The sequence below is a fragment of the Acinetobacter sp. BEC1-S18-ESBL-01 genome (assembly GCF_014169935.1).
In the GTDB taxonomy this organism is placed as follows: Bacteria; Pseudomonadota; Gammaproteobacteria; order Pseudomonadales; family Moraxellaceae; genus Acinetobacter; species Acinetobacter pittii.
In genome coordinates this window covers 3,548,112-3,561,453 of the sequence record NZ_AP022302.1, presented here as the reverse complement: position 1 = coordinate 3,561,453, position 13,342 = coordinate 3,548,112, and the positions used below count along the sequence as shown (strand labels likewise).

Sequence of the window (13,342 nt, the reverse complement as noted above, 5' to 3'; positions counted from 1 at the left end):
TTATGGCTCCATAGGTTTCAATTGACTTTCATCAACAATGGTAGGCGTTTGGAGTTTGTCCTGTTGCTGAATTTGTCGTTGTTTATATTCAGAAATATGTTCGCCATTGAACGTATCTTTCGAAATAACATCTGGAACAAGATAAGCATTATGATCTTCAACTTCACCGCCGTACTTGGTTTCCGGTAAGTAAGCTGGGTCATATGGTTGCACACTGATGACTTCACCGTTTTGATCTACTTTAAGAATAGAGTGCTGGTAAAGTGCATGGTCCTGAATTTGTTGTGCGGTGCTTAATGTGTAATGCTGAATGGGTGCAGCAAAGACAACATAAGCGATTAAACCAGCTAGTAATAGATAGATGACTTGATCGTTACGTGGTGGTGCACGTTCCGGCAAAGCACGATAAAGAATATAAGCTGGATGGATTGGATCTTCTTCTGGAGCAGATGCGCGCCAGAATAAGATAAAACCAACACGTGTGAGTGCAATAATACTTAATAGGCTCACAACAAGTACAACACCAATAATCCAGCCTTGATAGCTAGCTTCAACTGTCGCTTGTAAAATGAATACTTTTCCAAGAAAACCACTAAAAGGTGGTAATCCAGCCATCATCATCGCAATCAAGAAGTAAGTCAGCATAGCCGCTTTTTCTTGTTTGATTCTTGGGGCAACTTTTAAATGATCTTTAAAATCTCCACGTTGTGAAGTGATCCATCCACAAAATAGATAAAAAGCTGCACCAATCAATGTACTGTGCACTAAGTAATATAAAGCACCAGACCATGCCTGCGTATTAGACATGGCAATTGCTGTAAGCAAGGTACCAATTGAAGAAAGGACCATAAAGCCGACAAATCGACGTAAACGATCTGCTCCAATTGCTGCAATCACCCCATAAAGAGAAGTAATTAAGCCAATAGGCAATAACCAGCTTTTTAAGATTTCTTGACTAAGCGCATCGTCAAATACTGTTCCATTTACACGTAAAATAGAATAGATCCCGACTTTAGTCATAATAGTGAAAATTGCAGCTACAGGCGTACTTGCAACAGCATAGGTTTTTGGTAGCCAAAAACCGACAGGAAGCATTGCTGCTTTAATACCGAAAACGACAAAGAGAAGTAACGAACCAGCGACTGCTAATTTGTGTTGATCTGCTTCAAGTGTCGTTATAAGACGTGAGACATCCGCCATGTTGAGGCTACCCACACTGCCATAAATCATACCAAGCCCAATTAAGAAGAGAGCAGAGGCTAAAAGATTGATAATGACATAGTGAACGCCAAGCTGAAAACGAGGTTTGCCTTGTCCATGTAAGAGCAACACATATGAAGCCATCAACAGGATTTCAAAAAAGACGAAAAGGTTAAATAAGTCGCCTGTTAGAAATGCTCCACAGATTCCCATTAATAGGAAATGTACCATGGCATGGAAATAGCGGCCACGCGTGTCCCAATTATCACTTGCATACCATAAAACTGGTACTGCTAATGCGTAAGTCAGTGCCAGCATAAAAGCTGAAAGGCGATCGAGTACAAGCACAATACCAAATGGTGCTGACCACTCACTTAATTGGTAAACAGTAATTTGACCCGTGCTGGCGTAACTAAGATAAACAATAGCGGTAATTAATCCGGCAATTGCTGAGACGAGGCTAATGCCACGACGCCAAGGCTGACGCCAGTCATCTTTTAAAGCTCCTGCCCCGGGGTTGCCTAACAGTAATAAGATAAAAGCAGTAAATGCTGGGATGAGAATGCTAAAAATAGGCGTGTGTTGTTGCCAAAAAGATAAAAAATCAAACATCACGGCTCATCCTCACGTGGGTCGTATGTTGGGGAAGCATCTTCTTTAGCATCAACATGATCACTACCTGATTCATAACGGCTACGTAGCGCAAGTTGTACAATAAACGCTGTAGTTGCAAAACCGATCACGATGGCGGTTAACACCAACGCTTGAGGAAGTGGATCGGTTATTTTTGTTGTTTCAGTTAAAATTGCTGGTGAGCTGATTTGTAATCGACCCATAGCAAATAAAAATAGGTTTACTGCATAACCGATTACAGCCAATCCGAGCACAACAGGGAAAGTACGAGCACGTAAAATCAGATAAATACCTGTGGCAACAAGTAAACCAATAGCAGAAGCCAGTAAGAATTCTAAACTGATCATGATGATTCCTCCCGATGTGGTACAGGACCGGACATACTCGAATGACGAGAGTCGCCTAATACAGAGATGAGCAACATTGTCGCGCCTACAACGGTGATATAAACACCCAAGTCAAAACTTGCAGCTGAAGCTAGATGTAGTTTTCCTAGAATTGGTAATTCAACATAGACATGAGCACTCGTGAGGAACGGACGTAACCAGAACCATGCTGCTATACCAGTCAGACCTGCAATCGTTAATCCTGTGCCAATCCAGACTTCGTAAAGGCGGCCAGACTTCGCTTTTAACAGCTGTTCTGCTTGATCTTGACCTAGTGCAATATATTGAATGATTAGCGCCATTGAAGTGATTAGACCTGCAATGAAGCCACCGCCTGGATAGTTATGTCCTCGCAAAAAGATATAAACACTGACGACAAGGGCTAGCGGTAATACCCAAGAGGCCGTAATACGGAACATAAGCGGAGATGGATTAAAACGGTAGGTGAGACCTTGCGTCATGGTTGTGCCGTGTACACGCATACCATCCATTAAACATAGGGCACCAATCGCAGCGATGCCTAATACCGTAATTTCACCGAAGGTATCGAAGCCACGGAAGTCAACTAAAATGACATTTACAATATTTGAGCCACCACCAAGTGGTAAAGACTGTTGGGCAAAGAACCAAGAAATCGAATTATGATCACGGGTTAAAATGAGCCAAGTAATCCAGCCAATTCCTAAACCTCCAATAATTGCTAAGGCAGCATCTCTCAAACGTCTAGAACGACGAGATTCATACGGCGTGAGCTGTGGAAGTAAAGATAAGCTCATCAATAAAAGAACAGTCGTTACAACGTCTACTGTAATTTGAGTCAGCGCTAAATCTGGTGCTGACATGGTGACGAAGACCATCGTTACCACTAGACCAATTGCACCACTAATAAGTACTGCCTTAATACGCTCATGGTGGAACCAGAGCATCATCCAACAGCCTGAGAACAACGTCAGCCAAAGAACCACAGCAATCCATGGAGCATGGGTGAGTTCACGTGTACCTGTGCTCAGCCCTTGATTGAGTAAAGGCATGGTGACCATGATGATGCTAAAAGCAATGATCCAGAACAAATAACTTTGCAATGAACCATTTTCAGTTTTTTGTTTGATTTTTCGACTTGTAAGCAGCAGATGTTTTAAAAATAAATCAAATAAGATGCGGCCTTGTAATTTGCCTAGACGTGGGTCAAGGTCAATTTTACGAATCATGCCGTCTTTTGCTAAAGCAAAGTAGAATAGCGTACCGCCAACCAAAGCAATAATACTCATCACAAGAGGAGCATTGAAACCATGCCAAATTGCAAGGTGTGTACCTGCAAATTCTGGCTGCATCAAGCTTGCTCTAGTTACGCTATTGACCAGTGGTTCTACCAATAACGAAGGCAGAATGCCGACCAAGATACAAAGCACAGCAAGAAGAATGGCTGGAGCACGCATCCCGATAGGTGGTTCATGTGCGTCTTTATTTGGCACTTGTTTGCCAATTGGGCCGTCAAAGAAGACACCATGTACTAAGCGAATTGAATAACTTACTGCGAAGATACCAGCCAGAGTTGCAATGATGCTGGCAAAGATAACTGTTGAGCCTGAAAGATTCGCCAATAGCTCGGTAAAGAACATTTCTTTTGAAATAAAGCCGTTGGTAAGTGGTACACCTGCCATAGAGGCAGCGGTAATCATGGTGAGTGTGGCAGTGAAAGGAAGTAATTGCCAAATACCACTAAGTTTTCGAAGATCACGTGTGCCAGTTTCATGATCAATAATCCCTGCAAGCATAAACAGCGCTGCTTTAAATGTTGCATGGTTAATAATATGGAAAATAGCAGCGGCAACCGCTAAAGGAGAACCGATCCCGAGTAAACAAACAATAAGTCCTAAATGACTAATGGTTGAATAGGCTAACAGTCCTTTTAAATCTTCTTTGAAAATAGCAAAACACGCTGCCATACAGAGCGTAAATAGGCCGACAAACGTAACGATATTGTGATAGATCGCAGCGCCTATAAAGATTGGAAGTAAGCGGGCAAGTAGAAAAATCCCGGCTTTTACCATGGTCGCAGAGTGCAGGTAAGCGGACACTGGTGTTGGTGCCGCCATTGCGTTAGGTAACCAAAAATGAAATGGAAACTGAGCACTCTTCGTAAATGCGCCAAGCAAAATAAGCAATAACATCGGAATAAAAAGAGTATGAGCTTGGATCGCATCTTTCATGCCCATGATTTCGCTAATTTCATAGGTCCCAGTGATTTGTCCTAATAGAACAAATCCACCTAGCATTGCTAAACCGCCCATTCCTGTAATTGTGAGTGCCATCCGAGAGCCACGTTGAGCAGCTTCATAGTGACTCCAATATCCCACTAACAAGAAAGATGAAATACTGGTGAGCTCCCAAAAGACTAATAAAATAATAAGATTATTAGAGAGCGAAATACCCAGCATTGCTGCCATAAACAGCATGAGTAACGTATAGAGTTTACTTAATGAATTTTTAGGGCCTAAATAATAATAGGCGTATATATAAATGAGTGTACCGATACCGGTAATAAGAAGAGAAAATAATAAACCAAGAGCATCAAGTCTAAAGCTTAGATTAATCCCTAATTGAGGTAACCAATCCCAGCTTTGTTGAATGCTTGCACCACCAAGCACAGTTTTAGCTTGAGTCAGTAATAAACCAAAACTGGTTAAACTGACTCCAATTGCCCCTAAAGCCGTTACTCCACGCGAGAACCGTTGAAGCAATGAAACAAGGGTGGTGCCTAATATTAACGGTAATAAGATAATTATCGGTAGCACACTCGTATCCATATGTGATTTAGGTCGAAACCTAAAGGTGAAATTTTAATTTCAGAATAGATAGGAATTCAAAGAGAGTTCCAAAGCTTATTATTCCGAAAACCCAACCAAATTAGAAAATAAAGCGAGAAACAAGTTGTATTGCGCAACTTGAAGAATAAAAACGCAAAATGAAATTTATTGTACACTAAAAAAGCATTGAAAATCTGATGTTATTACATGTAGTAACAACATCTAGTTATTTTAGTGCCTAAAAAAACGTACTCCACCATATATTTTGTGAGTGTGGTTTTTTGATTATAAAACTCAAACCGAAGGGCTTTCTTCCGGTGCGTCTCCCGCATGAATCATCCTTAATAATTCATTTTTTTGTTGTTCATTTAAACCCTGAATCTGCTGAAATAAAACCTCAATCGGTGCTGGTGTTGGGTCTATTAAACTCAAAGGCTGTGCTTCTATAGATGATGTTAATGGCTCGCTTCTTTGAAGTAAGGTGTAGATATGTTCAAGCTGTTGTTTGGTGGTGTTTAAATCAAGATGGCTAACTTTACCGTGCTCTAATTTTAGACATTGATAGGTTGAAGCATGTTCGAGTAACTCTTCGCGACTTCCTGTTGCAATAATTTGTAGGCGTGGGAATGCTTGATGAAGTCGATTTAAGATCTCGGAGCAATGTGTTGAGTCGAGCTGTGCATCAATCTGGTCAATGAGTAAAACGCCATCTCCCTCAAGACAAGGGTTTAAGCTCAAAGGATTGAGTAAACAGAGTCGGCGGGCTATATCGCCTACTAAAGCAATCCAAGTTTTGGTTGTATTTGAAAGCTGCTGAAAAGGTAAGGTTTGACCTTCATAATCAACCATAAGTTGCAACCGAGGCTGATATTGTAAATAGATATCTTTAAGCTCAGGTAAAACTATATTTAATGCGTTCTTGAGAGCGTAGAGATTGGGTGAAGTAAGCTGTTTAGGTTGCCCAGATAATTCTTTTTGAAGCTCATTTAATAATTCTGTGTGATCTTGCTGATCTGATTGTTTCGATTTAATCCGTTGTACTAGATATGCAGCTTGAGCATTTTCGATATCACTGATTTCTCGTAACCATTCAAAAAAGCGTGTAAAAGTTGTAAACGGTAGTGGACTAATGTCATAGGCTGAAATGGCTTGAGTAATGCCGGGTAAATTTTTATTAAGCAGATTAATATCATTTACAAATCGCTCGGCTGGGTAGTAAGCGATTAAGGGAAGCCCCTGTAATGGATCTTTTTTTATGACTTGTTGATAAAGAGCCATGGTTTGGTCAAGTTGCTGAGTTTCAACTTGGCTCACTCCAATCCCACTTGCATTTAGGGTTTTAAAAAGTTTCCAGCTACATAGTGAAGAGTCTACCTGCTGAGCAGAGGTACTTTCTGGCAGATGACCTATTTCTGAAGGAACTTGAATGGTCACTTCAATTTTTGATTGTAGGCGTGACTGAGTAATGTCTTGATCAGGCATGACAATACCGGGACTACGCAAATCTTTAAGGCGAGCAGGGAACCAAGTTAAAGCATGGTAAGTATCTTTGAGCAACATACTTTTACCAGTTGCCTGTTCACCTAAAATTAAGGTGATTGGCTGTTTTTCATAGTGAAAGTGTATTTTAAGGTCGTGAAACAGAGCAATATGTTTAAATTGGACAGATTCAAGTTTCATAGGCTCACCTAAATATGAGCGCTTCAACCAACCGACTGACGAAGACTTAAAGGCGCCCTTAGTTTTAATTGTTGTATCAGATCATAAAGATGATGGATATTTAGACTTACTTTAGCACGAGTACAGGCAACGTACAGTAGTCTTAATTCTTCATCGGTAATCTTGTGTTCTAACCCATTAATTTTAAATTGATAGTCATCCTCAATATGAACGCGGTTCCATTCTAGCCCTTTCGCTTTATGGGCTGTAGAGATGACATAGTCAGCTTGCTCAAGTGGTGTAATCTTTGCAAGTGCTTTTTTTAGTGGGTCTGTGCCGTGATCATCGACCAGTTTTACTAATGGCTTAATATCACTACCTTCATTAGTTTCACAGTATTCATGGACATCATGCCATGAATTAAACCATGCTAATTCAGGTACATCAGTAACCCGTTTTCCTTGCTTCAAGAGACTTGCGGCATCTACAAAACGGTTTAGTTTTTGATGATCAGCTTGCAAACTCACTTTATCGCCGTGAACTAAACCTGCTAATAGAAGTTCCATAGCCCGAGCATTGGTACGGCATAAAATCGCATCACGCATTTTGGTATGCGGTTTATTTACGACACTTGATTTTTGATTTGGATTACCAAGCAAAGGAACAGTTTCATTTAATCCGCCTAGCAATGCATTGGCAACATCCGCAATCGTTTCACCAAAACGAAAAGAAGTGGTGAGGCGAGACTCTGGCAACGGTAATTGTTGCATTGCATTAATTGCACCACGCCATGCATAAATTTGCTGATGTGCATCACCTACATAGATGACCTGCGTACTTTTTTGGCGAAGTAAAATACCCAGCATTAAAGGATCAGCGTCTTGTGCTTCATCAAATAAGACATAATCGGCTGGGATGTTAGGTTCAGACAAAGCCCAAAGTTTGAGGTAAATATCATGACCAATTCCTGCCTGATGATTTGGGTCGATGGACTCTAACCAACGGCGCTCTACAGCAGGATAAAGATGAGTTTGTAGCTCGGTAATATCATCCGGATGTAACCAGTTGGGCGCCTGAATATGTCGAGGAGCTGGATATTGAGAACTGGTTGAACAGAAATAGCTGACAGCATTGGCGACAAGGCTTGCAAGGCGGCTTGGCATTAAGACGTATTTTTCATAACGTCCACCCATCATACGTCGCAGCGTAATGGGTTCTAGTCGATATTCTTTTGCAATAAAGCTTGGGCTTAAGCGAGGCAAGCGTAATTTATCAGTCACACCGCGTGGCACACTGCGAAACGCGAGTGAGTGAAAAGTCCGGCAGTCTACATTACGATGAAATTTGTTCTGAGCCTCACCAGCAATTGCTTTGTTAAAAGCCAAATACATACCGCGCCGTTCAGGCATGGCATCACTAATCATTTGTAACGTAGTAGTTTTACCTGTACCCGCATAGGCAATCACTTTAAATGATTGCCCAAGACGTGCGTTATCTATGGCAATTGCTTGCTCATAGGTGGCTTTAGGTTTTTCGATATTCGACACTGAGTGATTTTAAACCTTGTTGCGGTTAGCTTTTTCAACTAAACCAGATAAACCCTGACGACGAGCTAATTCGTCAATAATAAGTTGTGGATTAAGATCGAAATAACCCAACATGACAATGCTATGGAACCACAAATCAGCAGTTTCATAAATCAAGTCATTTAAATTACTTTCTGTATTTTGAGCAGCGTAGTCTTTCGCAGCAATAATAGTTTCTACGCCTTCTTCGCCGACTTTTTCCAAGATTTTATTGATGCCTTTTTTGTAGAGGCTTGCAACATATGAAGTGTCCGCTTCAGCTTGCTTACGCTCTTGCATTAATTGCCCTAAGTGAGCAAGTACATCCACTTGTTCTGTCGTGTGATCATGATCGTGGCTTTCAGTTTTGGCTTTATCGCCATAAATTGCAGTAGGGTCTTTTAATTGTGCGTCGACAATTTCCCAGCCCTGTGGGGTGAGTTTACGGTAGAAACAAGACTCACGACCTGTATGGCATGCAATACCGCCGTGTTGCTCAACTTGTAATATGATTACATCGCCGTCGCAGTCTAAACGAATTTCATAAACCGTTTGGAAATGACCTGATTCTTCACCCTTGTGCCAAAGTTTTTGGCGAGAGCGAGAGAAATACACCGCCTGATTTTTTTCTGCTGTGAGCGCAAGTGATTCACGGTTCATCCACGCCACCATCAAAATACGTCCGGTTTGATGATGTTGAGCAATGGCAGGGATAAGACCTTGTTCGTTAAATTTTACTTCATCGAGCCATTGCGTGTTATTCATGAGGAATCACCAAAGAAATATGAACTATAAATTGATTTCAATTAGATGCTAAAAATAGCTTGTATAGTGTACGGCATCAACGTCGCTTTGCGGAAAAATTCTTTGTCCTTTTTGTCTTTGTCAGCGTAATGAGTAGCTTGTACTTTTTACTCATGAGTGCCTTATTCAGATGGCTGAGTCATTAGAATATTTGAAATCTCAATCAAATTTTGATCTGGATCACGAATATAAACTGAAAGAATAGGATGCATTGCACCAGTACGTTCAATCGGACCTTCTTCAATTTGAATATTTAATTGATTAAGGTGCGCAACTACTTCTGAAATGGGAGTGTCAGAAATAAAACACAAGTCGGCAGATCCGGGAGTCGGCTGTAATGCCTTCGGTTCAAACTCGTTGCCTTGCTGGTGTAAATTTATCTTTTGATTTCCAAACTTTAGAGCCTTCCTATCATCTTTAAACGTGATGACTTCAAACCCCAATACGGTTTGATAGAAATGACAGGTAGATTCAATATTTGAGACAGTTAAAACAAGATGATCAAGATGGCTGATTTTCATGTGTTATCACTATTATTTGGTGGGGTTAATAGTCAGACAAAGATTGGCTTTTTAAATGAAATGCACTGTTTTCTTTAGGCAATTGAGCTACCTGATCATAATCAAGTTGCTGGAATGGCCCTGTTTTTAAGCCTGAAATTGTAATTGCCATTTCTTTTCGAAAATAAGGGATTTGATACATCCACGGAAAAACTAAATCTCTTAAACTTCCAGCCCACCAATGATCAGATTGATAAAGTGGTGTTAGTAAGCGACTAAGAAATTGATAAAACTGGGTGGATGAACGGCGGAGCTGGTGGTAGTGCTGCCAGAGCAAGGACCAGTCAATATTCTGGTTCTTTTGAGCATGTTGCAATGATTGAGAGAAAGCCCAAGCATCCAATAATGCCATATTTGCACCTTGACCTAACTGTGGACTCATTGCATGAGCTGCATCGCCAATTACCCCAATTCGACCTTGACCAAATTGAGTCATAACGACATCACGGTAGTTTGCAGATAACCATTTGGGCTGAGTTTGACTGTTATACAAAATTTCTTTCAGCCATTCTGCAACTTTGGGCCAACGCTCAGAGACTTCCTTTAACCAAGCTTGTTTAGCCTGCTCATCTTGTAAAAAGCTTTGTAACTGTGGAGTAGGTAGACTCCAAAAAACACTTGAAAGGCGCTGTTGAGGTTCTGTTGGAACTGCTCCTGTAGGGAGAATTCCCATCATAATTTTCGAGCGATCATAAAATTGATGCAGAATTTCAGAGTCGAGCACTTGGCACTCAGGCACGATACTCCACGCCGCACCCCAAGGGTAAGCTTGGTCAACCTTTACCCATGCTTTGGGGCGTAATTGGCTACGAGCACCATTGGCAATAAGTAGGCCATCAAAGCAAGCATCAAACTTATGGTTTTGATGCATGCCGAATAGTCGAATTTCATCGTTACGTTCTTCAAAACTTTCAACAGAGTGGTTCATACACCAAGTAACTTGGCTTGAATACTCACTAAACTTTTGAGTGAGCACATGACATAAAGTGGCTCGGTGTATACCTAGGCCATAAAGATTTGCTGATGCTTCGTGATAGTGACTGTTAACTAAAAGACGCTTGTCTGGAAGTTGTCCTTCTAGACCTGTGACTCTTGCACCTAATGACAGTGCTTTATCGAGCACACCTAAATGTTCAAATACAGCTAAGCCCGCAGGTTGTAGTAATAAACCAGCACCTACCGGAGATAACTCATCAACTTGTTCAAAAATAGTAACGTTATTGCCTTGGCGGGCGAGTAAAATCGCAGTGGCTAAACCTGCAGTGCCGGCACCGATAATGGCAAAATGAGGTGTTTTCATTGTTTGTTCTTTTGAAGCATTTATAGGTTCAATTTAGCAATGAACGAATAGTTGAGCTATAAATTTTTTTAAAATTAAAGTTTTTCCATAAAAAAATCCCTTGCACTGGCAAGGGATTTTGAACTTATTTCAATATGCGCCAAAGTGCTAATAAACTACTCAGCACAATCAGAATAATCGAGACAAACCAAGGACTAATAATCGCAATAGTTAGTAAAATCAGCATAGTACTGCCGAACATCCAACTGCGGCGTTGTTGGTGTTCCATTTGCAAACGAAGTTGCTGAATTTCACGTAACTGACGGTCTTGCCAAGCAGACTGATTTTTTAAACCATTTAGGCTGTCAATAATTAAACTTGGGAAATCTTGAGCACCTAAAAGCAGGTCAGGTAATTGCTGGCCGAGCTCTTTTACATTTTTGACTGGGTTCATATTGGATTTGACCCATTCTGTCAAAATTGGTTTTGCCAATTTCCAGATGTCGAGCTGCGGATAAAGATCAGTACCTAAGCCTTCTACATGCACTAAAGTTTTGAGTAGCAGCATGAGCTGTGGTGGTATCTCAAGATGGAAGCGTCGAGCAATATCCATGACTTGAATTAAGATACCCGCAAAATCAAGTTGATCCATTGGTTTAGACACCATTGGCCCAACAGTGCGACGCATTTCACGTGCTAACGCGTCTTGATCTGTACCCGGTGGAATCCAGCCAGCTTGATGCACAATTTGAATAAGCTGCATAAAGTTGCTGTTCATCACAGCAAGCAACATACGGGCAACTGTCATCTGGTCGTGCTTAGAAAGCTCACCCATAATCGCACAGTCCAGTGCAATAAAGCGTGGATTGCTTGGATTAATGGTTTCTACAAAGACATTACCGGGATGCATGTCGGCATGGAAAAAGTTATCGCGGAAGACTTGCGTGAAGAAAATAGTTAACCCTTTTTCTGCAAGTTGTGCGCGGTCCATGCCTAAACGGTCAAAGGTTGCCGTATCTGAAATAGGCACACCAGTAATGCGCTCAGCCACCATGACATCTTTTGTATCCATGTAGACTTCTGGCACATACATCATGGTTGAGCCAGTAAAGTAATGGCGCATACGACGTGTGTTATCTGCCTCAATACTCAAGTCCAGTTCATTTAAAATGATCTGGCGGTAGTCTTGAATAATTTCGGTGAGATGCAACGCACGGGCAGCTTCAAGGCGGCTTTCTAGTGTGTTGCCTAGCCATGCCAAAATCTCAAAGTCTTGTAAAATTTGATTGCGAATGTCAGGGCGAGTGACTTTAACAACGACTTCGCGACCATCATGTAATGCAGCAGTATGCACTTGGGCAATTGATGCAGCAGCTAATGGCTGGTCATCAAATCGTGCAAACAAGGTATTAACGTCAGCTTTTAACGATTCTTGAATACGTTGTTTGGCAACATTGCTATCAAAAGGTTTTACCTGATCTTGAAGTAAGACCAATTGAGCGAGTATTTCAGGTGGAATTAAATCACGTCGAGTTGACAATAATTGACCAAGCTTGATTGCAAGCGGCCCCATCTCTTCTAAAGCTTCTTTGAGCTTTAAAGGATTTTTACGTTCGCGACTTGACCATGCAGCTGGGTGCATTTTAATAACACTTAATGCACGTTGAGCTTTAACTGGTAATTCATCCGCAGGGAACAACGTATCGAGTCTATAGTGCGCTGCAATACGCCAAAGTTCGAGTAAACGTGAAACGTGCGGAATCATATACAGTCTTACCTAGTCTTGAGAGGGTTGTAGTTGTGTGTTGAGTTGCTGCAATCTTGCTTCTAGACGGTCAATGTCTTGATTAAGCTTGCGAGTTGCTTGAGTTAAATCATCCATTTCCCAACGAGGGGCAAATAGACCACTATCTTCTTTTAATGCGTCTTCTGCAAAAAATAGATGACTTTGAAGAGAGCGTTTTAAATGTTTGGGTGCAAGTTGAATCTTGCCAATTTCGTGGGCGAGTTGAGGACCGACCCATCTTGATAAGTGCGAAGCTAAATCTGGTTCAGCTTGCTGCATAATCTTTTGAATATCCTGTAGCAGGTGGTAATCACCTTGCAATGGAATATTGCCAATCTGATCTGGATCGCTGACCAATAATTTAATCAGTTCGACGACATCTTTAACATGCAAAGTTGCTGTTGCTTCAGAAATTTTGAATTGCGCATCAAAAGGGCGTTGTTCAAAAATAGAAGGCTTTTCACTGTGCCCTGTTGCAGTAGGTTCAAGACGTACTTTTTCTTGGTCAAAGAATACATCGACAGAAAGCTGCGGGCTATCAATCACAACACGCAGCATTTTGCCCTGTAACTGATTAAGCTGAATGCGTGTAACCGCATCCAGATCGATCAGATGATGAATGATACGTTCGACTGCACCGAGTGCCAGAATCGACCACATATC

At 41.3% G+C, this 13,342-nt stretch carries 10 protein-coding genes; all 10 read right to left on the bottom strand.

Annotated elements, in window-relative coordinates:
- Positions 1-1,812, bottom strand: coding sequence for a monovalent cation/H+ antiporter subunit D (locus H7R46_RS16885; RefSeq protein ID WP_005065888.1), 1,812 nt, complete (start codon positions 1,810-1,812; stop codon positions 1-3).
- Entirely contained in the window at positions 1,812-2,180 is a 369-nt protein-coding gene (locus tag H7R46_RS16880; RefSeq protein WP_002115033.1) for a Na+/H+ antiporter subunit C, read from the bottom strand. Before H7R46_RS16880 ends, H7R46_RS16885 begins: the two co-directional genes overlap by 1 nt.
- On the bottom strand, positions 2,177-5,026 hold the full coding sequence (locus H7R46_RS16875; RefSeq protein WP_031945261.1) for a monovalent cation/H+ antiporter subunit A: 2,850 nt from the start codon (positions 5,024-5,026) through the stop codon (positions 2,177-2,179). Before H7R46_RS16875 ends, H7R46_RS16880 begins: the two co-directional genes overlap by 4 nt.
- A gap of 294 nt (positions 5,027-5,320) precedes the next feature.
- A complete protein-coding gene (locus H7R46_RS16870; RefSeq protein ID WP_032012466.1) occupies positions 5,321-6,706 on the bottom strand; it encodes an AAA family ATPase in 1,386 nt (461 codons plus the stop codon).
- A gap of 23 nt (positions 6,707-6,729) precedes the next feature.
- Positions 6,730-8,232 carry a UvrD-helicase domain-containing protein gene (locus H7R46_RS16865; RefSeq protein WP_005065896.1) on the bottom strand — a complete coding sequence of 501 codons (1,503 nt, stop codon included), beginning with the start codon at positions 8,230-8,232 and terminating at the stop codon, positions 6,730-6,732.
- Positions 8,233-8,241: 9 nt separating this feature from the next.
- Positions 8,242-9,015 (bottom strand): bifunctional phosphoribosyl-AMP cyclohydrolase/phosphoribosyl-ATP diphosphatase HisIE, encoded by a 774-nt coding sequence (hisIE, locus tag H7R46_RS16860; protein ID WP_005065898.1) that lies wholly within the window; start codon positions 9,013-9,015, stop codon positions 8,242-8,244.
- 161 nt (positions 9,016-9,176) lie between these two features.
- Complete coding sequence (locus H7R46_RS16855; protein WP_005065900.1) at positions 9,177-9,575, bottom strand: VOC family protein; 399 nt, start codon at positions 9,573-9,575, stop codon at positions 9,177-9,179.
- 25 nt (positions 9,576-9,600) lie between these two features.
- Positions 9,601-10,914: an FAD-dependent oxidoreductase gene (locus tag H7R46_RS16850; protein WP_032012464.1), complete on the bottom strand. Its 1,314-nt coding sequence runs from the start codon at positions 10,912-10,914 to the stop codon at positions 9,601-9,603.
- A gap of 124 nt (positions 10,915-11,038) precedes the next feature.
- On the bottom strand, positions 11,039-12,658 hold the full coding sequence (locus tag H7R46_RS16845) for an ABC1 kinase family protein (protein ID WP_002114801.1): 1,620 nt from the start codon (positions 12,656-12,658) through the stop codon (positions 11,039-11,041).
- A gap of 12 nt (positions 12,659-12,670) precedes the next feature.
- Entirely contained in the window at positions 12,671-13,339 is a 669-nt protein-coding gene (locus tag H7R46_RS16840; protein ID WP_005065906.1) for an SCP2 domain-containing protein, read from the bottom strand.
- Between the last annotated feature and the right edge of the window lie 3 nt (positions 13,340-13,342).